Source organism: Undibacterium sp. RTI2.2, from assembly GCF_035018705.1.
Classification (GTDB): Bacteria; Pseudomonadota; Gammaproteobacteria; order Burkholderiales; family Burkholderiaceae_D; genus Undibacterium.
Genome location: NZ_JASJXN010000051.1, coordinates 1 through 24,641, shown reverse-complemented (window position 1 = coordinate 24,641; position 24,641 = coordinate 1). Strand labels below are relative to the sequence as shown.

The 24,641-nt window shown below is 45.7% G+C and carries 17 protein-coding genes and 4 pseudogenes; 9 read left to right on the top strand and 12 right to left on the bottom strand.

Annotated elements, in window-relative coordinates; genetic code table 11:
* Positions 1-52 precede the first annotated feature (52 nt).
* Both QN395_RS19025 and QN395_RS19020 read left to right on the top strand, forming a co-directional pair.
* The gene (locus QN395_RS19025; protein WP_323492650.1) at positions 53-421 is read left to right on the top strand and encodes an SOS response-associated peptidase family protein; all 369 of its coding nucleotides are present in this window, start codon (positions 53-55) and stop codon (positions 419-421) included.
* A 269-nt stretch (positions 422-690) separates the two neighbouring features.
* Positions 691-885, top strand: a pseudogene (locus QN395_RS19020) (zinc ribbon domain-containing protein); the annotation flags it as partial.
* A gap of 572 nt (positions 886-1,457) precedes the next feature.
* On the opposite strand, the gene QN395_RS19015 reads toward QN395_RS19020, so the two are convergent.
* The 8 genes and pseudogenes from QN395_RS19015 to QN395_RS18980 form a co-directional block, all read right to left on the bottom strand.
* Positions 1,458-3,788, bottom strand: coding sequence for a DUF6351 family protein (locus QN395_RS19015; protein ID WP_322118927.1), 2,331 nt, complete (start codon positions 3,786-3,788; stop codon positions 1,458-1,460).
* 788 nt (positions 3,789-4,576) lie between these two features.
* Positions 4,577-5,047, bottom strand: coding sequence for a hypothetical protein (locus tag QN395_RS19010; RefSeq protein WP_322118928.1), 471 nt, complete (start codon positions 5,045-5,047; stop codon positions 4,577-4,579).
* Between the two features lie 146 nt (positions 5,048-5,193).
* A complete protein-coding gene (locus QN395_RS19005; RefSeq protein WP_323492652.1) occupies positions 5,194-6,333 on the bottom strand; it encodes a transposase in 1,140 nt (379 codons plus the stop codon).
* Positions 6,334-6,554: 221 nt separating this feature from the next.
* Positions 6,555-6,767, bottom strand: coding sequence for a hypothetical protein (locus QN395_RS19000; protein WP_322118930.1), 213 nt, complete (start codon positions 6,765-6,767; stop codon positions 6,555-6,557).
* Between the two features lie 45 nt (positions 6,768-6,812).
* Positions 6,813-7,022, bottom strand: a complete 210-nt coding sequence (locus tag QN395_RS18995) for a hypothetical protein (RefSeq protein WP_322118931.1) — start codon at positions 7,020-7,022, stop codon at positions 6,813-6,815.
* A gap of 778 nt (positions 7,023-7,800) precedes the next feature.
* Positions 7,801-8,409: pseudogene (locus QN395_RS18990) on the bottom strand (IS6 family transposase); the annotation flags it as partial.
* Positions 8,410-8,411: 2 nt separating this feature from the next.
* Positions 8,412-8,540: pseudogene (locus tag QN395_RS18985) on the bottom strand (helix-turn-helix domain-containing protein); the annotation flags it as partial.
* Between the two features lie 249 nt (positions 8,541-8,789).
* Positions 8,790-9,074, bottom strand: a pseudogene (locus QN395_RS18980) (transposase); the annotation flags it as partial.
* Between the two features lie 190 nt (positions 9,075-9,264).
* Here QN395_RS18980 and QN395_RS18975 point away from each other — a divergent pair.
* From QN395_RS18975 to QN395_RS18955, 5 genes are all read left to right on the top strand, one after another.
* Positions 9,265-10,380 carry a transposase gene (locus QN395_RS18975; RefSeq protein ID WP_323492654.1) on the top strand — a complete coding sequence of 372 codons (1,116 nt, stop codon included), beginning with the start codon at positions 9,265-9,267 and terminating at the stop codon, positions 10,378-10,380.
* 437 nt (positions 10,381-10,817) lie between these two features.
* Positions 10,818-12,572 carry a hypothetical protein gene (locus QN395_RS18970; RefSeq protein ID WP_323493124.1) on the top strand — a complete coding sequence of 585 codons (1,755 nt, stop codon included), beginning with the start codon at positions 10,818-10,820 and terminating at the stop codon, positions 12,570-12,572.
* Between the two features lie 62 nt (positions 12,573-12,634).
* Positions 12,635-13,294, top strand: a complete 660-nt coding sequence (locus QN395_RS18965) for a hypothetical protein (RefSeq protein WP_322118934.1) — start codon at positions 12,635-12,637, stop codon at positions 13,292-13,294.
* Positions 13,295-13,625: 331 nt separating this feature from the next.
* Positions 13,626-14,990 (top strand): RNA-guided endonuclease IscB, encoded by a 1,365-nt coding sequence (gene iscB, locus QN395_RS18960; protein WP_323492916.1) that lies wholly within the window; start codon positions 13,626-13,628, stop codon positions 14,988-14,990.
* Positions 14,987-16,249 (top strand): M48 family metalloprotease, encoded by a 1,263-nt coding sequence (locus tag QN395_RS18955; RefSeq protein WP_323492915.1) that lies wholly within the window; start codon positions 14,987-14,989, stop codon positions 16,247-16,249. Before iscB ends, QN395_RS18955 begins: the two co-directional genes overlap by 4 nt.
* On the opposite strand, the gene QN395_RS18950 is transcribed toward QN395_RS18955, so the two are convergent.
* Positions 16,178-17,518, bottom strand: coding sequence for a transposase (locus QN395_RS18950; RefSeq protein WP_323492914.1), 1,341 nt, complete (start codon positions 17,516-17,518; stop codon positions 16,178-16,180). The two genes, QN395_RS18955 and QN395_RS18950, sit on opposite strands and share 72 nt — an antisense overlap.
* A gap of 21 nt (positions 17,519-17,539) precedes the next feature.
* Between QN395_RS18950 and tnpA the strand changes: the two genes are divergently transcribed.
* A complete protein-coding gene (gene tnpA / locus QN395_RS18945; protein ID WP_322118938.1) occupies positions 17,540-17,959 on the top strand; it encodes an IS200/IS605 family transposase in 420 nt (139 codons plus the stop codon).
* A 127-nt stretch (positions 17,960-18,086) separates the two neighbouring features.
* Here the strand turns inward: tnpA and QN395_RS18940 are convergent, their stop codons facing one another.
* Complete coding sequence (locus QN395_RS18940) at positions 18,087-19,415, bottom strand: ATP-binding protein (RefSeq protein WP_322118939.1); 1,329 nt, start codon at positions 19,413-19,415, stop codon at positions 18,087-18,089.
* Positions 19,412-20,074: a response regulator transcription factor gene (locus QN395_RS18935; protein ID WP_322118940.1), complete on the bottom strand. Its 663-nt coding sequence runs from the start codon at positions 20,072-20,074 to the stop codon at positions 19,412-19,414. Before QN395_RS18935 ends, QN395_RS18940 begins: the two co-directional genes overlap by 4 nt.
* Before the next feature lie 459 nt (positions 20,075-20,533).
* On the opposite strand from QN395_RS18935, the gene QN395_RS18930 reads away from it, so the two are divergent.
* Complete coding sequence (locus tag QN395_RS18930; RefSeq protein ID WP_323493123.1) at positions 20,534-22,726, top strand: TonB-dependent receptor domain-containing protein; 2,193 nt, start codon at positions 20,534-20,536, stop codon at positions 22,724-22,726.
* Between the two features lie 335 nt (positions 22,727-23,061).
* On the opposite strand, the gene QN395_RS18925 is transcribed toward QN395_RS18930, so the two are convergent.
* Positions 23,062-24,102: a stealth family protein gene (locus tag QN395_RS18925; protein WP_323493122.1), complete on the bottom strand. Its 1,041-nt coding sequence runs from the start codon at positions 24,100-24,102 to the stop codon at positions 23,062-23,064.
* Positions 24,103-24,641: the final 539 nt, after the last annotated feature.

The window sequence follows — 24,641 nt, the reverse complement described above, 5'->3', positions numbered from 1 at the left end:
TTGACTTACAGAACTACCCCCACGCCAGTGCTCGATCTCCTACCGTCACTTATTGCACCTAAAACAAATCGACCCCGAGTCAGCGTTTGCGGTCGCTGGTATCTACCGGGAATGGGAAGAAACGGATGGCACCACCGCCTATGCATTCACCCAACTGACGATCAACGCAGATGAGCATTCGTTGATGAAGCGATTCCATAAAAACGGGGAAGAAAAGCGACAACTTGTGATCATACCGCGAAGTGAATACGACGATTGGCTTGGGTGCACTGATCCTGAATTTGCAAGAACATTTTTGCAGGGATTCGATCCTGAGTTGATGGCCGCAGCACCCGCTCCCAAGCCTAAGAAATCAGTTGTAATGAAGAAGGCGGCAGGCGTGGATGCAACGGCTAATCCTAATTTTGATTTATTCGCATAGCTTTTATAATTGACGTCCTCCCCCACCTCAGCCGTGCTGCTGCTGCTTACAGAAAGGAAGGGGATTCCTGCTACCAGCGTCGCACGTCCACGACGGAGAATATTCCTGGCAGTCAAACAGCGTCATACTTTTACCATGTGTCAGCACGCGAGTTTTCCGGATATATCTGTCAAGAGGGCCGTCGTGTCTGAATTGTTAAATATTTCCATAGTTCTGAATTTTACAAAAAGTGGAAAATTTCCCGCGCTGATTGACATGAAGAAGTCAACGAAGCGTATTCTACCCAAGACTGTTCTGCGTGTTTTGCACGCAGCGGCCCGAAAGGACTGAAAGATCTTGGAATAAGAGAATGGACTTGTCCGCACTGCGGCACGATGCATGATCGTGATCGCAATGCAGCTAAGAACATTCTCCATCGAGGACGAGCGACGCTGGTAGCAGGAATCCCCTTCCTTTCTGTGTGAGCAGCAGACGCAAGGCTGAGGTGGGGGAGGACGTCAAAAATAATGTTCAAAGTCGGGCCGTCTGGATGTTTAGTTAGCGTGTAGACGGGAATCGGTGCCGAAAGAGGCTATATGTCGATGCAAATATGCGAACGATAATATTCAGTGCGGGCTTGTCCGCAGTGCGGCACGACACATGATCGTGATCGTAATGCGGACAAGAATATTCTCAGTAGCAGACGTAAGACGCTGGTAGCAGGAATCCCCTTCCTTTTTGTGTAAGCAGCAGCCGAACGGCTGAGGTGGGGGGAGGACGTCAAGCGTTGGGAAAATATCTACTCTGTTTAAAGAAGAGCGAACGCCGCCTTGGGTTCGCTATTAAGAAAGAACCCTGTTCGGTGGGTACGAATTGAATGAGCTGCCGGCTAGGATGCAACAATATCAGAGTCTCGATTGATTGCTAGTCGATACCGTCCATCAATTCGAGAAACCGTTCGGCCAAAAAAACACCCTGCGAGAAGGGTGTTTTGATTTCTACTATCGGGTGGCATCCACCTTAGGGTGGGCGGGAACATGTGCGATAGTGGCCTCGCTTACAGGGGCTTCGACACCGGTGCCGCAGGAATCGGAGCGCCGCCCGGCGTCGTGGCGAAGGTCAGAGGACTGACTGCATCCTGCTGGCCAACGCCCGGCTTGCTCCAGTCACACACCCCCGAGGCGAACACGGTCTTGAGGCGTCCTAGTTGCGTCGCGCTAACAGTTGCCGGTGCATAGTCGGCGGTGTCGAGTGGCTTGAGTTGGCACTTCAGGATGTTTTCCGATACCGAACCGCCCGCGACCTGGCGTGGCGAAGAGTGAGTGGCGAGGAACTTGTCGGCATTACAGACCGCCGCGTCGGTCACCTTGTTTGTGAAGCCAGTATCACTGCTGAGGTAGCAGAAGTCTACCGTGGTAGCAGGTTTGGCAGCGAGGATCTTTTGGTCGATCGTCTTTGAACTGGTGTCGGCCTTGACCGCCGTCATCCACTTATCCATCTCGAGGAATGCCGCAAGCGTTAGACCGGAAGCGTTAGGCGCCACAAGGCCGGTGCCGAAGCGCCACAACACCAGATTGCCGTGACTGCCATTGGCCTGGTCGAGACGATCGCGCAGAGAGAAGCTCCTCCAGATATGGTGGATACCGAAGATCGTGACATTGACTAAATTATTCGGCGGCACGTTGCCTGGCAAGATCGAGTCGTCGAAGCCGCGTAGGTCGAGGATGGCCGTCTTGGCGAGCTGCTTGCCGCTGGAAACGATCCCGGCCTTGTAGGCGATGGCCAGTGCTTCCGGATCGCCTGAACTGCGGGCAGACGTGGCGTTCAGGTCGCCGTCGGTGCCACCGATGACTTCGTTCAAGGTCACGAATTCCTCGGCGCTGATGGCATTTGACTGGAATGCCCTCAAACCATACTGGATACCAGTATTGTCACGGGTGTCGCGTGCACGGGTCGAGCCGGTGGCCTTACCCCAGATGGCAACGGAAGCGTCTTGGCTACCGCAACGGATGCCGGTCGGATTGGTGACTGGATCGTATACATCCTTGGCCAGCAATTGACAATTATTTTTCGAGGCGCCCAGCGGGATCACGTCACCGTTGCTGTTGGCGACGACTTTCTGCACGTAGTTACCGGGAATGTCGCTGCTAGAAAATAGGTTAAACCATGCATGACAACCGGTCTGATCCATATGGCCATTGATAGCGGCTTTCTTCGCATCGATAACGGTTTGTGGCAAGCCAGCGTTTAAACCTTTCCATTGGGAGGAGTTATACGCATTGACGAGCAACTGGCAGTCCGCTACTTCGAGGCCGGTGGTCTGCGAATCCGGGTAGGTACAGGTCGGCAGGATACCGTCGATGAGCCCGGGATTGATGGAGCCGTTGGTCAGCTGGTTGATTGAGCCACCCGAGCAGCCATTGCTGATCGTGAACTTGATCAGTCCGTAGTTTTTGATGATTTTTTCTTTCATCATCATCACGGTTTCGCTCATCATGACCCGGTTCGAGTTGAGTGCCGAGTCAGTCAGGCTGTTTAATGCTACAGCGAAGCCTCGTGAGATCGCAGCCTCTTCGGTCGGCCACGTCTGGTTTGAGCGGAACTGGCGACGGGGTTGACCGGTACTCGAGCCAAACGTGTACAGTACTTTGCCGTTCCAGCCCGCCTGTGGTGCATACGGCGTCCATGGCTTGTTAGCATCGAACAGGACGGCGATGTCGTAGATACCGCGATTCAGTGTCCCGCGCTCGACGCGCACTACGTACGGTACTTTAAGTCCGGTATCGGTGGTGGTGGTGGCAAGGTCGGCCGGCGCTGCGGCGCTCGGATCATAGGGCTTGAAGCAGCTGTTGGCCGCCGCAGAGGTCATCGGCACCGGGTCTGGCAGCGTATTGGTGCAGCCGGCCATGATCGACTTGTACCAGAGCTTGTACTCAGTTTTGATATTGCATTGTGCATCAACGGCCGCCGTTGACAGGCCGCTGGCGTTAATTGCCGGGCTAGTAGCGGTTTCTGCCGAGGCAGTTGGTGCAGCGCAGATCCACGGTTGAATCTGCGGACCCGAAATGATCGGTCCGCCGATCGGAAAGTTCTTCACGGCTAGGCTGGCCTGGGCGGCATTGCTAGCTTTGGCTACGATCGTGTTATCACCGACCATAAGGCCGGTTACCACACCGGTGCGCCGGCCGTCGGCGCGCACGTCGAATTGGCTGGTGATGTTAGCGCCATTGAGCTCGACCGTCAGGTTGGTTGCGGTAACGCCAGCTGGTGTGACGATTTCCACGAAGGCTTCGCCGCCGCTGACCATATCGGCCCGCGTCGATAGCACCTTGACTTCAAGAGGGGCCTGATTGCTGTCCCCGCTACCGCCGCAACTGGCCAGGAGCATGATGACTCCTGCCAAGACGCTCACTCGCGCCCACAAGTTCTTATAATTCATTAGGTGTCTCCGTCTATTTTTTTTGGGGTACTGCACGAGTGTGCTTTTTTAGTATGGCGCCGATGATTTGGGGTGTACAGGGATAAGGTTCCTGCAGTGCACCACGTCGGATCGCTCGCCTGCTCGTTTTGGTGTGGTGGCTGCAATGACACAAATGGTATGTGCGATTGCAAAACAAAAACTTGAAAGTTTTTAATCCTTGGTGTGTGGAGAATTATTTTAAAAGTAAATAATTTCTTTAAGGAATTTTTAATCATCGACGCGGCATCGCCAGCATTCCATTTGGATAACTATTTTCCGCTATTTTTTGAGACCGCTGTCGATGGGGAAACGTCTACTTAAAATACAATTTTTCGTGACAAGGTAAAAACTTGCGGGGAAAGTGGAAATGTCGTAAAAAAAATTAAAAGGCCAAGCTGTAAAACTGCTTAGCTTTGGACAAAGTCTGTCCTTCAGGATCAGAATCGTTATTTGCATCCGGAATATTTTTGCGTGTCCGAAGATAAGGTCAGCGGCGGACCAAAATTGGCCGCAATAGCAGGGAGGCCTTTTAGCGCGCCAGGTTGGCGAGTCCTTCAAATTAAGTTTTACAGAATTGGTTTTTTCGAACCCGAGCATGTACTTGCGAGGAAACCATACTAGCTTTTAATTCACGTATCGCACTCAAAGTATTTTTGGTAACCTTCTCGGGCAATTTTCTACACTAGTTTTTCCGAACACTTTTTATTCCTCTCAGCTCAATTTCCTTTCACTATCGCTGGGCGATAAGCAAATTTGTTTGCCATAGCATCATTTAAAGCGTGATGCATGGACAGGCCTGTCTCTTTGTAAAATTCATATAAAGCAATTTCGTCAATATCTGCGTTGATCAATTTTCCTTGCATCCATGGAGTAATTCTGAATTGTATTGAATCCAAAAATAAATCCCAGTCAGTTATGTAATCAAAACAAAGATAAACCGTCTCATCCTCTCTGCGGACCCGTTGTAGCCATTGCAGGAGTTTTATATTAAGGTCTGAAACACCACAATAGAAGTCTGGATTCCGACCCAATTGCGGCAATACTGCTTCGCGGACGAATGGTGTGCACTTGTCATCAGGGTAGGGAACTTCTGCGTAAAATTCCTCACCTATGTCAGTGACTATGCCGATACTGATTAGGATCGGTTCCAGCAAGTCGATAAATTCCGTGTCGATGAAAACATTCATTTTTTTCTCCAGGATGGGATAAACATCTGAAATTGCAAGTCAAAGCATTGATGCCGAGGCTGACACTGACTGTGTAGTACTTGAACGAAATTATTAATTAAACTATCGATTGACATCCTCCCCCACCTCGGCCCTGCGGCCGCCGCTTAAGCGGAAAGGAAGGGGATTCCTCCTGCGAGACGCGCATGTCCGCGCGCGAGAATAATCTGTGCAGAATTCGTATCGCGATGATGCACCGCGCCACAGTTACTGCACACCCATCCTCTTATTCCAAGACCTTCCAGACCTCTCGGTCCGCTGCGTGCGAAGCACGCAGAACAGGTTTGGGTTGAATATGCTTCGTCGATTTCCAAGTACCAGCCTCCAGCGTCATCGCTTTTATAGGAGACCATCGTACGGAACATTGACCACCCAGCATCCAGCACCGATTTAGCCATCGGTGTCTGAGCCAGGGTAGACGCGCTCACGTTACCCACGAAGATTGCGCCACACGCATTGACGAGCTGGCGACTTAATTTATGTAAGAAGTCCTTCCTGCGATTTCTAATTTTGGCATGGAGTGCCGCTACGCGGCGCTTCTTGCCGGCGCGCTGCGCCGAGGCGAGGCTCAGCTCTTCCTTGCGGTAGAACCTAGGGGCTTCGACGGGTTCTCCTTCGGACGTTACCACGATGTTCTTTAGCCCTAAGTCAATGCCAATAGCACCCTTGCCCTCGGTCGGGGTGGCTTTCTTTACTTGGACCGTCAAGTTGATGTACCAGCGGCCGCGCGCGTCCTCTGAGACGCTACCGGCGCCCAACTCATACTGGCCCAGTCCATAGCTGTCCCATAGGGACAGCGGTTTACCGGCCAGGTGTAGCTGTCCGTTTCGGTAGGTAATCGCACTCTTTTTAAAGGGTATCCAGCCCAGGCTGTAGTTAGAACGCTTTGGATTGGAAACGCGCCAGCGTAACTTGGCTTTCTTACACTGTTTGCGACGCGTTACGAACTCATCGTTGACCGCTTGCACGGTCTGCGAATGTAAGGACAATCCTTCCTTGGTGGCGCCGGAGGTATAAGCACTCAAGTCGTACGCACTTAGGAACCGGTGCTCCCGTCGAAGCACCTTATAGCTCAGGTCGTTGACGTAGTTCCAGACAAAGTTCACTTCGCTGGCCAGGGCCCGCAAGTCCTTAGCGTGCTTGTCTTTAAGGCGTAACCGAAGCACCCGCGTTGTCAGTCCTGCAGCCGTGCGCACCTTGGCCAACGCTTTGCGCGAAGGCTTTTTAGGAACGGCGACGGTAGCCATGGCTTCGGACAGGGTGGTCTTTCGAAAAGAAAATTAATGATAAAATACTGTACAAAAAATCAGTATAGCAGGGGGTATTTAAGGGGGCAAGACTCCCGCTTTACATCCCCGCCCTGAACGACGGGGCATTTCAGCGCTGTTTGGTAAAAAGTAGTTGTATCAATGATTGACGTCCTACATTCCCCTGCGGGAACTAGGACGGCAAATGAGACCCAAAAGAATTATTGCAGATGAGAGCAAGGTATGTCATTTATGTGTTGCGCCGCCATTCTGGCCCAAATAAGGTAGCCATCATCGACGAGCTCCCTAACACGACTTTCCCCCAATTCACGTAATAAGACCGGCGTTATTGCGCCGAGTTTGCGTTCAAGTAAAGTTTCCCAGAGCGCTTGCTCTTGTTCTTCAAACTCTATCCAGCCATTGACTATGCGCATTGTTTAACTCCATTAGTTAACTGTCGAATCACGGATAACAAGATCTCAGAGTTCTCGTTTCCATTGTTTCTTGACGCCCTCTATCGCGCCCCCTAAAGGTGAAAAATAGGCACGAAGGGTATAGCGCCAGAAGCCTTTCCATCCAGGCTCTTGAACTCGCGCATGGGCGACCTCTGATGCTTGCCATGCCCCAATAAAAATCGCACAAAATAATTTCCAACTAAATACTAAAATACGTTTTGCTAATGTCAGCACGGTTCTTCTCCTAAATTAAACTCGTTGAACACAACGATGGCTTCATTGCCTAGTGCACAGTGATGGCAGGTCGATGTAAAGATGGAGGCTGCTAGTTCTATTGAGGTCATTCATTTCAAAGATTTCCCATTGAAATCGATACCTCAACAACGCTAGAGTCTCATACAAAAGAGTCTTGTCAAATTGGAGAAAATTGAATAATTGCTTCGGAATTGGATGCTTATCCCAACAGTGCAAATCTCATTGAAAAAGCAGATATCAACGGGCGAAATAAGAAAGAATACGATGAGAAAAACTGTTGGGGAGGGGAGGGCAGTGCTGGTGATGTAGAGTGTTAGCCGAATTAAGCTAAGCTACGACGAGTAAACTGAATTCGAAGTTAATTGGGTGCGTTCTACAAAAAATAGCCTTAGACTTTGGCTGAATTTCGCCTACGCTATTCTTTTAGTAAGCAAATGTGTTTTCAGGGAAAATGATATGAACATGAGTTTATTAGCGATAGGCATTCTGAGTTTGCAGACCCTCTGTGGTCTCTACGGATTATATTTACTGATTGGTTGTATCCGTGGGCTTTTGCATGAACGTACCGGGCAGGAAATTCATCGTCGCTCTTGATGAAGAATGTTTATCTCAAAATTTGCTACTCCACTTGGTGAGCATTTTGTCGATCATTGCATTGCGGCTGATTCTGAGCGGCAAACGGGAGGTTCTGTCGCGTTGTTTAGCTGAGACCAGCTCTTGCCAACTCGACGAGGGTGTACCTTTACGCTGGACGGACCTATCCTACCAGTGCATAGAATTGTGGCGCAAATGACAGGTCCGCAAGACCATCAGTGTTAAACTGACCTTTTCGAATCTTGTGCATGAACTCGATACCAGCGAGCACTGCGCTGGCCGATCGAAAAGATTTGAAGTTAAGCATCGGTTTGGTTATCCGCTTGATGCCGCGGTGGTCCTGCTCAACGATGTTGTTGAGGTACTTGACCTGGCGCACAACGATAGGCTGAACACGGCCAATATTGATCGCATCAATGGCAGCCTTGTTGGCTCCGCTCTTATCCATTGCGACCTTGTCAGGATCACCGTTCGCTCCCATCGCTCTGTTAAAAAAGCGCTTTGCCGCAGCCATGTCGCGTTTGGCTGTCAGCAAGAAGTCCACGGTCATGCCCTGCTTATCCACGGTGCGGTTGAGATATTTCCAAGCGCTTTTCACCTTGATGTATGTCTCATCCATACGCCAGCTGCCACCAACCGGGCTCTTATATCTGCGCGCCATCTTTTCGATGAGCGGCAGGAAGCGGATAGCCCAGCGGTTGATTGATGAGTGATCGACCGACACGCCGCGCTCTTCCATCATTTCCTCCAGATGCCGGTAGCTCAACGGGTATCAGTCCCTCCATTTCGCTGGATCTCTCGACTTATCGTTGAGGGTGACCGCCCCAGTCGATTAGCAATGGCACGTAGGGAAATCCCTTGCGCTAAATCGCGGGAGATCTCTTCGCGCTCCGTAATAGTGAGTGCGTTAGGTCTTCGAACGCGTACCCTAGGTAATATTCCACCATTAGCGGACAGGACGGTATGAATTGAGCCGGCATGCTTACCAAGCGCGGCCAATCTCACTCAGTGATTGCCCATATTTCTAACGATTCCAAAACTCTGACTTCTCTTGAGGTGATAATCCAGGCCGACCAGTTTTTGGCGGTTGATTGTACTTGAATATGCCATTAAAACAGAACTGTTGCGATGACCGGTCGAACCTGCCGCGGCCTTTTTTAAGATGTCGCGCTGCTCTGTTGTACGCTTTAATTCGGCCTTAAGTCGAGTCACTTCTAACTTGAGTGCATCAGCGTTATATTGCTTAGCTGGATTGGATGGCGTTTCGTATTGCTTCACCCAGAGATAAAGACTCTTATCTGAAACGCCCAATCGCTTGGAAACATCGACAACGCTGTGCCCACGTTCATCAATCTGCTTAACCGCTTCTATCTTAAATTCTGTTGTGTAACTAACGATTATTTCCCATTTGGATTTTCCCCTTCTTAGTTTCGACATTATGAAACGTCTACTAAACTAGGGGAAGTCCAAAGCAAAAGCTATTCAGATTTTACAATGTGAAATTTATCCAGATAGCGCGTAAAACACGGTCCTTCAGGGCGGTGATATCAGCGCGGGAGGCGTCAGCCTCATTGCTTTTTGGTCGTTAAACGATATACTGATTATATATACAGTCATCAGCAATTCCATGCCCAGAGATAGTTCAACGCCCCCTAATAAACCCGTTCTCAATACGCGAGTACTCCGCTTGCGTATCAAAGACAAACACGCTGCCGTATTGCGCGATCGTGCGATGTGGGCCAATCAGGTCTGGAATTACTGCAATGACCTGCAGCAGCAAGTGTGGCGTCGCGAGAAGCGTTTGCTTTCTGGTTACGACTTTGCCCCGTTCACCAAAGGCGCTGGCAAAGAAGGTATCCCACTTCACTCGCAGACTATCCAGGCGATCTCCGAAGAATACGCCACCCGCCGTAAGCAATTCAAAAAGATTAAACTACGCTGGCGTGTCTCTCGCGGGAACAAGCGATCACTAGGCTGGATCCCTTTTAAAGCGTCAGCACTAAGCTACCGTAACGGTCAACTCTGGATGTCCGGTATCGATACGCCTTTGTGCTTGTGGGATAGCTACGGCCTTTCACAATACCAATTGGGTGCCGGTAATCTCTCTGAGGATGCCCGAGGTCGCTGGTACATCAATATCACCGTGAAAGTAGCCAGGCAGGCCCCTGTCGAAGGTAAGGCTGACGTGGGCATCGATCTGGGATTAAAAGACTTTGCCGGTTTCTCTGATCCAGTTCTGGACAATGTCGAGGCACAGAAGTATTACCGTGGCGCCGAGGTCAAATTAGGTATGGCACAACGGGCTAAGAAGAAGCGCCTGGTTAAATCGATCCATGCCAAGATTGCCAACCGGCGTAAGGATCATCATCACCAACTAAGCACCAAGCTAGTCAGACGCTATGGTGCGATCTTCGTGGGAAACGTGAATGCGAGTAGTCTGGTGAAGACCAAGATGTCGAAATCGGTCTTGGATGCAGGCTGGTCACAATTCAGAACCATGCTGTCTTACAAATGCGATGACGCAGGCGTATGGTTTGAAGAAGTCAACGAAGCGTATTCTACCCAAGACTGTTCTGCGTGTTTTGCACGCAGCGGCCCGAAAGGACTGAAAGATCTTGGAATAAGAGAATGGACTTGTCCGCACTGCGGCACGATGCATGATCGTGATCGCAATGCAGCTAAGAACATTCTCCGTCGAGGACGAGCGACGCTGGTAGCAGGAATCCCCTTCCTTTCTGTGTAAGCAGCAGCCGCACGGCTGAGGTGGGGGAGGACGTCAAGTTGGCCTATCATTTCAAGCCGGAATTACACTTCTTTAACATCGAGAGCGGGACACAGAAAGCGCTATCCGTTGTTTCTAATCAACCCAAATTTCATATATGCCTGTACTGAAATGTAAAAAGATAAAAATACTTCAATGAAAAAACAACAATTACTTTTTTTTAATAAAAAATCGCTTCTATTGTTTGGGAATATATAAGTTTCTACAACGATCTTGAGTATTATTTGATTTGAATAATTAACCGAAAATTTGCAATTAATCACTAGGTATTTCATTTCAAACTCGAACCCCGAGCGTTCATTTACTATTGCGCTGATGGCCGAGAATGTAAGTGTTTTTCTCTTTATTTGAAATATTGATAAATAAACATAAGAATGACACCTAAAAAGATATTTTTGATGTCTACAATTTTCTGCAGACATGTTTTATATTTTGTATTAGACCAGTGGAAATCCGTGCTTTTCAGTGCAGCCTTGGCAGGAATTTTTGAGCATATCGGGCTTCTAAAAATTTTTATAAAATTTTCTTGGTTATTAGTCGCAGGTATGGCTGCCCAGAATGATGCACCTGACGTCAGCATTAACACTCACACACCGATTGTTGTGACAATCGGCGAAGAGCGCTTCTTCAATAATTATGGCGAAAAAAGGCCGTTAGACCGTTGTGTGATGCGGCAGGATATTGCCGCTATTCTTGCTAAAGGAACGCAACGACTTGCCATTGATTTCGATCTCTCCCCATTAACCAAACCAAATAGCGAAGATAAAGCCTGTCAAACATCTTTGGATGACTTACTTGACCGAGAAGCCAAGCGGATCGTGATTTTAACTCCCTATGGGGTCAAGGGTGACTTAAAAAAACCCAAACACGCGTGGATGTTAGAGCGTTGCGCCAAGGGAGTCCATTTTGGCGATGGAAGCTTAGATAAGTCGCTTGGTATGGTCAATGAACAATTTATTGGTGAAGACGAAATTCTGCAATCCCGCTTTGCGGAACAATTGCATAATGGATTTAATTTTTATGTATGCATGATCGTCCAGAGTGCAAGGGGTGCTCAAGATAACCCATGGCTGAAAACAGACGATGAAAAGATAGAAGAATCATTTGAAACGTCACCAATCAATTTTTCGGCAGTTCAAAAGCAATTGGCTGTGTTTGATCTAGGAAGTCAGGAATTTAGTGAGGCTTCTAACTGGGGCCAAAATCCAGTCTTCTTTGGTGGAGACTGGGGTCGGGACGATACTTACTTAACGCCGCTAGGAAAATTAGCTGGGGTTATCATTCATGGTGCGCGGTTTGTTAGCCTTGAGCATCCAATCAAGAGTTTTCCGCCGGCCTTGGGTTTGATGATAGATATGGGGATCGCCTTTTGTTTTGCCTGGGTGGTAGGACAATTCTGGAAGGGCTACGTGATCGCAACGCGGTTCGATATGCAAATACGTAAACTAAGTCGCGGTAATTTAAGAACGGCGATTGGCACCGTTGTCATCGTTTCGTTTATCGTGATTTATTTGTTATTAGTGATTTACTTTATTTTTGCATCAGTTTATTTTTTTCTCGAAATAAATATTATGTTGGCGCCACTCCTGATGGCAATTTCAATTTTGTTTGATGGTTTTGTCTCTGCTCCGATAGAACAAATCCAAAAGTTACTTGAGGAAAATGAAGAGCGAGAGAGAAAAAATAAAGACAAAAGTAATGTGCAAGAAAAAAATGTAATCGAAAACGAAACAGGGAAAGAACAAGGTAAATTTACGCATAGGTTAGTCCTTTCCACTATATTAAGTACTGTACTGTGTACTATGCTGGCTGTTGCCATCAACAATAACTGGATTCAATTTTCCACAGTCGCTGGATACTCGTCGGCGTTTGTAATCCTAGGACTAGGTATGTGTCTCGTCGTTGGCGTACTAGCGAAACTATTTGATCTAAAAAGGAGATCGCTCAAAGACTACCAAGTGATGTCGCGGATACGCGTTATGCACGCGATAAAAAAACTTCTTCCATTCAAGATGATTCCTGAAGCGTCACCTAAGCAGCAGTACAGAAAATACAATACCAGCGCGGTCAAATTGGGTTACTTTTTCAGTTGGTTACGCTCACTTATTTTTTGGGGAATTATTGTAATTTCAATGAAATTTATGTTTTTATAATAACGCATTAGCTTAGAAATGTTGAAAATTTGATTGGTTTCTCTTGATGAATGCCTAAGACAATGAAAAAAAATATCGCTTTTACCCTGTTGGTCATGACAACTTGTATGGGGAATGTTTTTGCTGAAGATTGTCAGATGCCATTACAAAAATCGAATTCACCCAGAACCGAGACTCTGTCGAAAGAGCTGACTAAAGCTAATGTTTGTAAAACAGTGAAAGGCTTATCCGCGAAATCTCTAAAGACGGTTTGGCTTGCATTACTAGATACTAAATCAACCGGAGGAAAGCGCTTCGAAACACCACCGCCAGCAGGGACACCAACTGGAAAAGTCTTCATCGTGGATGATAAAGTCAAGTTTGATTTGAATGCAGTTAGCCAGGACGGTTTGGTTAATTTGACAGTGAAAGTTGAAGACTCAGGACAAATTGTGAAATTACCCTCCTATTTGGCCGGGCGACCTTTGTGGATTGATAATATAAAACCAGGGACCAGCTACAGCTGGGTCTTAGTGACTAAAAAAGAAACCTATCGCGGTAGTTTTGAAATTCCTGAAGCAGATGAATTACAAACAATCAAAACTAAGTTGGCCGAACTAGACCAGCAAGACCTTAGCGCTGACGTAAAGCTGATCTATCAGGCAGCAATTTTTGATGAAGCCGAATGTTATTTTAACCGCGAACTTATTTTAGACGGACTACGTAATCCCAAAAAACCTTAGGCTCCTAAATTCCCTGTTTCAACTTTATTGGTAGTCAACTATCCCGCGCTGAAGGACGGAGCTGAGAAAGCGCAAGCTAGACAAGCTAGGTTGACCAGAGAAAGCGGTACCCAACCCGCTACGTTAGTAACAGGTCGTTAAGACGCACCAGCGAATGCTTCCTTAGTTCGCTGCTCTGCAAGACAGTCATCATGCTGGTCAAAGGTAAAGGGCTGAAGGTGATTGTCGCTACTGTCAAAGGTAGGAGCCGGTTATTGACATTCTCGAAGGGAGAGAACCGCAAGGTTCCGTCACAAGACCCGTAAGGGTAATTGTAAAAGGAGAGATTGCTATGGCAGTCTTTGTTATAGACAAGAGCGGTACCGCATTAATGCCCTGCTCAGAAAAACGAGCAAGGTTAATGCTAGAAAGGGGAAGAGCACGAATACATCGATTGATGCCATTCGTGATTCGACTTGTTGACCGGACTGCGCAGGAAAGTCACTTTCAGACCTTGCGTCTAAAACTTGACCCTGGCAGTAAAACAACGGGCATGGCTTTGGTGTTGGATCAGAACCAATCGATTGCGGTATTAAATCTGTTCGATCTGTTGCACCGTGGTCAGGCTATTTCAGAAGCTTTAACTGCACGTCGCGCCATGCGCCGCCGCAGAAGAAACGCCAACTTGCGCCATCGTGCACCACGGTTTTTCAATCGTGGGAACAAAGAACAAGGCTGGTTGGCGCCATCACTGATGCATCGTGTTCACACCACGATGTCATGGATAAAGAAACTGCAACGCTGGGCACCGATTTCCGCGATCAGTACGGAGTTAGTGAAATTCGACATGCAACTGATGCAGAACCCAGAGATTTCCGGTGTCGCGTATCAGCAAGGCGAATTACAAGGCTATGAGCTTCGCGAGTACTTATTGGAAAAGTGGAACCGTCAATGCGCCTACTGTGATGCGAAGAATGTGCCGCTGGAAGTTGAACACATCGATGCTAAGACCAACGGTGGCACAGACAGGGTGTCAAATTTAACGCTGGCATGTTGCCCATGCAATCGCAAGAAAAACACCCAGAACATTCGTGATTTTTTGAAAAACGATCCAGTACGGTTACAACGCATTCTTGCCAAGGTCAAACAACCTTTAAAAGATGCCGCAGTCGTCAACGCAACACGCTGGACGCTGGTCAACAGTCTCCAAGCAACGGGATTGGCAGTAGAAACGGGTTCTGGTGCACAAACAAAGTGGAATCGGACAAAACTCGCCATACCGAAAGATCATGCACTCGATGCAGTGTGTGTGGGCAATGTAAATGCAGTACAAAACTGGGATAAACCAACACTGTCAATCAAATGTACTGGCAGAGGTTCTTACCAGCGGACACGATTAACGGCACAGGGATTTCCTCGCGGATATCTGACACGGCAAAAACAAATCCACGGTTTCCAAACGGGTGATCTGGTCAAAGCCGTGGTACCGCAAGGTAAAAAACTAGGCAGCTATACTGGCCGTGTTGCTGTACGGGCATCCGGTAGTTTTAATCTACAAACGTCCATGGGCGTCGTACAAGGAATCAGTCATAAGCATTGCGCACTGATTCAACGTAATGATGGCTATGGTTATACAACCAAAGGCAAGCAGTCTTCGACTGCTCTCCTATCCCTCACCGCCCTAAAGGACGGTGTATCTCGTAGGAATTCAGGATGAATAGTTTTAAATACGAAGAAAAAAAACGTCAATTTTTACCAGTGCCAATCAAACTGTTATTACTAATTAGTACGGGGTTGTTTGCGCTGATGCTATTTTCTATTGCCATTAGTGGAGAAGATCAGGCGAAAGTGGAACCTACGAAACAGGCAGAAAGTTTAGATGCAAAACCGCAATCGGATTCGCCGTCGATTTTCAAATCAATAGGTAATTTTTTTTCAGGCAGCTCCTCAACAAAATCTAAAGATGAGAGTGACAAGATTGATAAGGCCGACTCTAGTTCCACATCTTCCAGTACTTCAGGTGGTTTTAGCCTTATCGATATAGATACGTGGTCCAATGTGTCCAATGTCGTTCTTGATCCGGTCTGTAAGCAACCCATACAACCATTTGGCATCACTGACAATGTCGCTTCACTTGGTATATTGACCGCGAAACTGAAGGTCAAAGGCTTTCTGGACGGCTTCTTGAAAAACGGCCAGCCTTCCTTAGTGGTAAAAGATATCATTAAATTAGCTGCCAGAAATTTAAACTGGATGCCAATGGATTTCGAAAAACAAATTGGTGAAAGTAAAGTACCTGAAGGGGAGGTCTTAGCTGAAGATAAAAATAAGGATATCAAAAAAACTTACGCGCAAGCCAGAGAAATTTTGGCCGATATTTTGAAAAATGTACCTGAAAATAATCCATATGAATTTAAGATTATTGTCGTCAAAAGCAGCTTCGGAAACGCGACTGCTCTGCCAGGCGGAATTATTCTGGTTGACAGAGATTTATTCAAAAAAGGTACACCTCCAGAATATCCCTACTTTGTTATTGCCCATGAGGTTTCTCATGTACTGCAAAGACATCAAACGCGTGCTTACCAAGCCAGGTTAGCAGATGGCATTGATTCTCTTGATAACTTCCGCAAGCTTTTGGGTGATGCTTCACATGTCAACCCTGGTGCGGCATTAGAATACGCATCTGCTCTTAAAAATATGATTGTAAATTATTCTGAACAACAGGAGTTACAAGCTGATAGCTGCGCGATTCGCTTTATGAAAACCAAATATCCGGAGCAAAAAATGATTCTAGAAAAGATGGTAAAGGTCGAACAAAAATTGGGCCCAATTACCCTTGTAATACCGGATGATTCAAAAGACCCTGCACTTATTAAACAGCTACAATTCCTAGGTGATGGAGTCCTAGAACGGCATCCGAATACAAAGCAAAGAAAGGACAATTTTCAAGTGACTATCAAAGCGATTTATACTTAGATGCTCAAAATTGACATCCTCCCCGCCCAAAAGGACGGGGATTCCTACAGCGCTGCGCGATGATTTGTGAGTCGCTTCGGTGGGTTCCTGCTTCATCGAGCGGCCTGACTGCACCGACTCTCCACAGGCTAACAAGCGGTATCCCCGCTCTAAAATATTGATCGCACCGACCACGTCGGCGTGATTTTCGTAGCCACAATCGACACACAGGAATTTCGCCTGAGTCTGCCGGTTGTCTTTCGATACATGGCCGCAGGCCGGGCAAGTGCGACTGGTGTTGTGGGGTGGCACAGCCAGCAGCATCCCGCCGTGCCACACTACCTTATACGCCAGTTGTCGTCTGAATTCACCCCAGCCTTGATCGAGGATGGAGCGGTTTAAGCCGGACTTTTGCGCTACTTTTTTTCCATTCTGTTCGCTATTGCCTTTTGAAGACCTGGACATATTTTTGACCTGCAAATTCTCAATACATACGAGCGCGTGGTTTTGGCTGATCGTCGTGGTGGCTTTGTGCAAGAAGTCTTTTCTGGCGTTGGCGATGGTGCTGTGAATCTGCTGGACTTTGGCTTTCGCCTTCTTCCAGTTACTGCTGAACTTGACCTTGCGGCTCATGCGGCGCTGGTAACGCGCAAGACGCTGCTGGTGTTTCTTGAAACTGTTGAGTGGCGCGATATAGCTTTCGTCGCTCAAGGTGGCGAACCGGGCAATACCCACATCGATACCAATAGCCCAAGCCGCTGTTGTCAGGGGTTGCTCGACTTCTCGTTCAGTCTGGATCGACTCGAACCATTTACCGCCCGATTGACTGACGGTGACATTGCGCACCTCGCCCAGCACGTTACGGCTGTTTCGGTAGCGTATCCAGCCAAGTTTCGGCAGGAGAATGCGGTCGTCGACCTGATCGAGATTAATCTGCTTAGGGTCGGGGTAACGGAAGCTGTCGCCACTGCTCTTCTTTTTAAAACGCGGAAAGTCAGCGCGTTTAGCAAAGAAGTTTTTGTAGGCCTTTTCCAAATCTTTCAATGCATGTTGCAGCGCCTGGGAGGGCGTTTCTTTGAGCCATTGCGTACCAGTTTCACGCTTCCAGATTGGTAGGTTTGCTGCCATCGGCACGTAGCCGATGTACTTGTTTCCGGCTTCGTGGTTCTGCTTTTGTAATGCTAAAGCCTTGTTATAGACAAACCTACACGACCCGGCGAAGCGACGCATATCGCGCTGCTGTTCGCCGTTTGGCATCAGTGCGTATTTAAAGGCTTGAAGTCTTTGCATCGTTAGATCATAGTCTGGTCTATGAGCGAAGACAACAACGATATTAGGAATGGAAGACACTGTGTATTTATGATGCATGTACATCTGGTCTTTGTGACGAAATACCGTCGCGGGGTATTCACAAAAGAGATTCTTGACGACCTGCGCCCAATATTTTCCAGTGTCTGCAATGACTTTGAATCGGAACTGGTAGAGTTCGACGGTGAGGACGATCACGTTCACCTCTTAGTGAATTACCCGCCTAAAGTGGCAGTGTCAAAATTGGTTAATAGCCTCAAGGGAATATCGAGTTTAATGATTAGGAAGAAAAAATATCCGAGCATTCAAAAGAAATTATGGGGCGGTGCTTTGTGGTCGCCTAGCTACTTCGCTGGAAGCTGCGGCGGTGCGCCTATTGCTGTGATTCGCAAGTACATCGAGCAACAGCAAACGCCGCATTAAACCGAAAGTCCAAGACAAGGAAGGCTTCGCCTTCCGCGCTTACATCCCCGCCCTGAAGGGCGAGGTTTACGCGAAAATCGGATAAATTAGTTTTTGCTCGGAAGAATTCTTTCCACAGTGATGTATTTTAAGTTTCAATTGAAATTTCATTATTAAAAATAATCTTGAAAACAGTACCTTGGCCGTTGATTCCATCGCAGACACTTATCTTTGCTTTGAATTGTTCGACGATATTTTTCACAATCGTTAACCCCAACCCACTACCTGATTCACCACTACCTTCGCATCGATAAAAGCGGTCAAAAATACGCTCTCTGGCGGCGAGCGATATACCCACGCCATTATCAATCACCGCTAGATAGGGTAGCTTGTTTTCTAAGCCCGAAATGACGTCAATTTTCCCACTTCGCCCTGTATAACGGATCGCGTTATCAATCAAATTTCCTAGCATAATGCGTATAGATTCTTCATGAGCAAAGATGGAAATTTCACCATTTGGTGCATCAACGCCTAGATCAATATTTTTATATTCCGCAAGCAAGGAAAAATCAGCAACAACTTGTTTTGCAATTTGATGCAGAGAGATTTTCTCAAACTTGATTTCACTGTCAAAGTTACTATGGCGAGCTAAGGTCAATAGCTGTTGTACTAAATGGGTTGCACGGTTTAAGCGTACATGCAATTTTAAAATCCCAGCTTTTCTATCCTCCTCGTGCTGAGTTTTTTCTACCAATTGTAGTTGCAGTTTTAAAGCCGCTAATGGAGTACGTAACTCATGTGCTGCATCTGTAACAAACATCTTTTGTAGATTAATTGAATGATCTACGCGCGCAAGTAACGCATTTGTTGCGAGCACTATGGGCACTATCTCTGAAGAATAGCCGCTCGGATCTAGTTGATGCAGAGCGTCAGCTGAACGCTCTCCCAACGCCGTCGCTAATTTATTTAATGGTTTTAGACTATGACCTACGACAAACCAAATTAATAAGCCTAGAAGAGGTATTGAAATGAGAACTGGAATTAGAGAGCGCAAAGCTAGGCTATATTCAATTTTTTCTCTGTCACTAATTAGCTGTCCAGCCTGGACTACCTGATAGTTATTTTTTTCACTGTATATCCGCCAATGTTTTTTATTTTCTGTAACTTCAAAAAAACCATTAACGCCATATTTTGGCAAATTTATCGCTGAATTTGAAGTAAATACTAAACGCTCTTTTTTGTTCCAAACCTGTACAACAATTTTTTTCCCAGGATGAGTATCCGCAATTTCACTTTCCTGTAATGTCATATTTGCTGGAAACGACCGAACTATTTGTTTGAGCTGGTAATCAAACAATTCGTTAGTCTCGTGGCGTAATTTCAGATAAGTACCGATATAAACTGAAACGTTAGTTAATATCATTCCTAACATTAAACCAAGCAAAAGTTGTTGGCGAATGGTACGGACTTTAATCATGAGATATTTGTAAGCTTATAGCCAACCCCGCGGACATTTTTTATAAAATTCGGGCCAAATTTTTTTCTAAGCATATGGATGTACACCTCTATGGTATTACTCTCAATGTCATCATTTAGCCCGTAGACTTTATCTTCAAGCTTTGCTTTTGATACTACATGTCCGGGTGTTTCGAGTAGTGCCAACATTAGATTGAATTCGAGAACTGATAAATGTATTGGTTCGTCATTAAAGCTTGCCTCGTGCGTTGATAAATTCAACGTCAGACCATGATGACTCACTACTTGATCTTGAGTCATCTGGCATCTACGAATCAATGCGCGTAAGCGCGCATAGAGTTCATCAAGATCAAAAGGTTTAACTAGATAATCGTCTGCGCCACTATCTAGTCCTAGAATAAGATCAAGTCGAGTGTCTCTTGCGGTAATAATTAATATCGCAGCTTTACCTTTTTTCCTCCGGTAGTTTAGTAATACTTCTAGTCCTTGCTTTTTAGGCAGGCCTAGGTCAAGTACGATAATGTCAAAAGCTTGTTTTAGTATGGTCGATTCTGCTTCAATTCCATCAAAAACCCAATCTACCTGATATCCCACTTGGCTGAGCCCATCTACCAGACTCTCCCCGATCATTTGATCGTCTTCGACTAACAACAATCGCATCGCTTTAATCCCCTATATATTCGTGATGCACAGTTAGATTATTTTTAACAAGTTACATCATGTAATTGAGAGCATGCCTTGTTCAAATTTTCAACGCCTATGCAAATCATATTAAATTGAAAAATCCTTAAGCAGGATATTTTTTATTTCATAGATTTAAAAATGAAGGCTCATGAATTTCAATTTGAAAAATTAAAATTTCCTTAAATTCTTTCAAATACAACAGGAAATTTATTAAATTTTTGATGTCTTTTTCTTGTAATAAATCCTGCTTAGCATGCGCCAACGTCACCGAAATTACATCTCTGCTCTGTATTGTAATTTGCGATTCCCTATCCTAATTTTTTGTGTCACGTAGATCGGTTTTGAATGCGAGCACACCAGACATTTACTAAATAAATTTAAATTTTTTTATCCTATTTGTTTATTCAAATATAATTTTTTAAGGAAAAGTATCAAATGAAAAATTTACAACTGAAACTAATGACAAGACAGATTCTCGGCGCTGTTGTTGGTTTGTCGATGTCATCACCTATATTAGCTTTTGCAGAAAATGTGGTAGATGCTCCATCTGATGTTTCTGAGAATACAGTCACGATTGCCGGTGTTAAGTCAGCAGCATCAAAAGTTGCAATTTCTCAAGGCTCCCTTGCTGCACGTTCTGCTCAATCAGAAATTAGTGATGAATTCGTCAGAAATTACACAGCACCAACTTCGGATTTTAGTCAAATTATTCAAATGGCACCGGCGATGTATAGCTTTGGTCCTAACGGTCCTGGGCTAGGCGATACGAAAACTAATTTTCGCGGATTTTCTGACGGAGATTATTCAATTTTATTTGATGGGATACCGTTTCAAGACACGAATAGCCCAAGCCATCATTCCTGGGCATTTTTTCCTGCACCCTTTGTAGGTGGTGCTGTGATTGATCGAAGCCCTGGCTCCGCAGCCAGTTTGGGACCAGCCAATTTTGGGGGTTCAATCAATTTGTTGTCACGTAACCTCGAAACCCAGAAAAGAATTTCAGGTACTGCCTCTTTGGGAACGTGGAATACTAGTTTAATTGGTGCAGAATTTGAATCTGGTCAATTTGGTCGGGACGGCTCATCGAACCTGTTATTCAATGCTCACGAGTTGAAATCGGATGGCTATCAAACTTTGAACAAACAGCAGAGAGATGCCTTATCTGCGAAATATCAATATGTAATTTCTCCGGATACAGTTTTAACTTTGTTCGGCTCTTATATTACTGTGCATTCAAATACACCAAATATCAAAGGTGCAACCCGCAGCGATATTGCAAAATTTGGGGACAATTATTTGCTCGCGTCAGATCCGACTCAGGCCAATTATTTCGCGTACAATTTTTATCATGTCAATACAGATTTTGAATATGCAGGGTTAACTTCAAACTTGGGGAATGGCTGGAAGCTAGATAATAAGACTTACACCTACTATTACCATAATCAACAAAATTATCCGGGCGCTACCATTCCATTGACCACGGCAAATACGACTGCAAACAATTCGGGGACGGATAAACTCAATAGTTATCGTACTTACGGAAATATTTTACGTCTCAATCGTGATACCGAGATGGGGACATTGCGTACTGGTTTGTGGTCGGAAGTTGCCGACACTAACCGATACCAGATTCCGAGCAATCCTTTGACATGGATAGATTCTGCAATCCCTAATTTTCGTGAAACGTTCAAAACAACTTTGCTTCAACCGTTCATTGAATATGAACTCAACCTAAGTAAAGATTTAAAAGTAACTGCAGGTGTTAAATATTCTTCCTATAAACAAGATTTAACCCAGTTTGCCGACAACGGGAAAACCGTCGGCAATTTAAACGGCGCAGCAAGTATTGGACATGTAGCTAGCTACCACACATTTTTGCCGTCAATTGACGCGCACTACATGTTACAAGCCAACTGGTCAGCTTATGCACAGTTCGCTACGGGTGACGAAATTCCACCATCGAATGTATTTGACGTAAAAAATGCTAATGTTACGGCCTTGCCTGCTTCGATAAAAAGTAAAACTATCCAAATCGGTTCAGTCTGGAAAGGTGATAGCCTTACCTTTGATATGGACGCCTATCACATCAAGTTTGATAATGCTTATTCATCCACGACTGACGCAGCGGGAAATACAACATTCTTTGCTAATGGTAGTTCAGTTAATCAAGGGATAGAGGCGGAAAGTACGTTAGTTCTGGGTAGCGGATTTAACTTATATATTAATGGCACTTATGGAAGTTCTAAATATTCGACTAGTGACCAATGGGTTCAAAACGCGCCAAGCGATACTGAGACTTTAGGTTTGAACTATCAGCGAAACCAATGGAATGCAGGCTGGTTCACTAAGCGCGTAGGGAAAATGTATAACGATAACGGCGGAACACATGAGGCTATCACCATTAACCCTTTTGTAATTTCCAATGTGTTTGTGAATTACTCGTTGAAAAATATGTCTACTTTTTTAAAGGGCGGAAAAGTACAACCGAGTGTTAATAATTTATTTGATAAATATAGTATTGTTGGCGTGACACCTGCGAGTAAGATGAGCTCAATTGCAGCGGCAGGAGATCAATTGACTCTTCTACCAGCTCGTAGCGTATCGCTGGCATTAATAGTAGATTTTTAATTTTTGAAATTACGAAAGCCAGCTTACCAACGATTTCCCTTAATTGATAAAAATTGTTTAGTAAAAAAAAATCCAGCATATTTGGAGGTTTTTTCTTTTGAACGTTAGTGAACTACAGGCATTTCGATCAAATCAACAGGATGCTGCCATTGAGACGGTAGGCACCAGCAATAGCAGGCCTTAAGAAAAAAATCATCGGCGTTAATTTTTGTATAAAAAATGTGTTCAATTTCACATAAACCGAAATAATGCAACCAGCGCTAGACAAAATGTCCATCTTGGAAATCGAAATGCCTTATCTCACGTTCGCTAAGTGCTTTGGACCAAATTTAAGACTAATGTGATGCTACCGCTTTAGGTTCCGTGAAACAAACGAATGATGAAGTCATCGAATCACGGAACGACCGCTCAAACTTCGACGGCTCAGGTAACAATTTTTTTAAAGTTTGGACGACTCGAAGCAAGCGAAAATCGTTTTCCGGCGCATCGTCGCAGGTATCGTTGATACAAAAAAACGGCAGTTCGCCAAAGTTAGTAATTAGCGAATCGAATTGTCGCTTAGCATGATTGTCGCCTGTATTAATATGCAAGGGGTCCAGTACTATTTGTTGAGCGATGCCGATATGTACCATCCAGCGCGGAACTAGATCGGGGACAATTGCCGGTGATTGCCATGAGCGGAATGTTGTTGAACGTACACGCTCAAATAATTCTGGCGCAATTTGCTCAAGCGCAAACATTGCACTCCTGAGCATTGGGCGGGGTGAATGCGAATAAACGCGGGGATCATGACTGTATGCTGAATAGCGCTTTGACAACCAAGCCTTCGATAGTATGGACGCGTTGACCAATGCGGACTCATTAGGTTGTAGGACTTCATACTCTGGTATTGATTTTGTTTCGGAAAAAATTTTCAGACAGTCACCAAACCACCAATCAACATCAACTTCTGCACCGAAAAAAACATCGTCGTTAAGATAAATGAATTTTTCTGACAGGTCGGGGATATTGTGCAAATAAGACTCGATATGGCCTGAGTCAAACACCGGGCCTTTTGTGTCTGGAATCAAATCTCGATGATCAATGATAGTGATGTGTTCCGACGAACGCAGCCAAGAGGGCGTTTGTTTGTCGCTGACGATATAAACGTGGCCGTGGTCAGGAAAAAACTTTTCCAACGCGCGTAGGTTAAATAACAGCTCGCCGTTGTCGCGATATCTGCCCGCTGTGTTTCCATGTGCTGCCAACTCGCCCGGATTTTCTATAATCCAATGTGCATAAGCCTGTTCCCGTTTTATTTGCCATATCGGATCTGAACCATCTACCCATAAATAGACAATATCGATTTGTTCCGAAATCTTACGTGCGTCTTTCATTAAGCCAACCATCTTTCTATCGTTATTATTTTGAGTGATACTCGTTCTATGCGAGTTCTTGCAGAGCTTGTCAGACTATTTACATCGAAACGAAAATTCGTCCATAACCAGAACACTTAGTTATCGATATCTCCTAAGTCAAAGAAACTCATAGTCAGTTTAAAATTCGAATGAAGTTGACAGTTGCATTGCGTTTCCATAACAGGAAGACGCTCTATGCACGTGATTCATTGCGATGTAATGATTTGTTCGTGTTGTAGGCACTAACAAATGAAGTGAGACTGCTTAAGTCCAAAAGAAAAGGGGCTGCAAATAACTGCAACCCCTTGTATTTTATGGCTATCCTTCCTAGTATTAACCAGGTAGTTGCGGAAAAGCAATCAAATCAAGCAGACGAAGCCTAACAGCGATTGCCGTGTTTCACAAGAATTTTCGCACCTAAATTGGCCGGTCATAACTGGCTTTTATTAGAGCTTCTTGCAAAATACCCAAACCAGTAAAGTCGAGCATGGGTGTGGCCACTGTTGCGATTGGTTTTC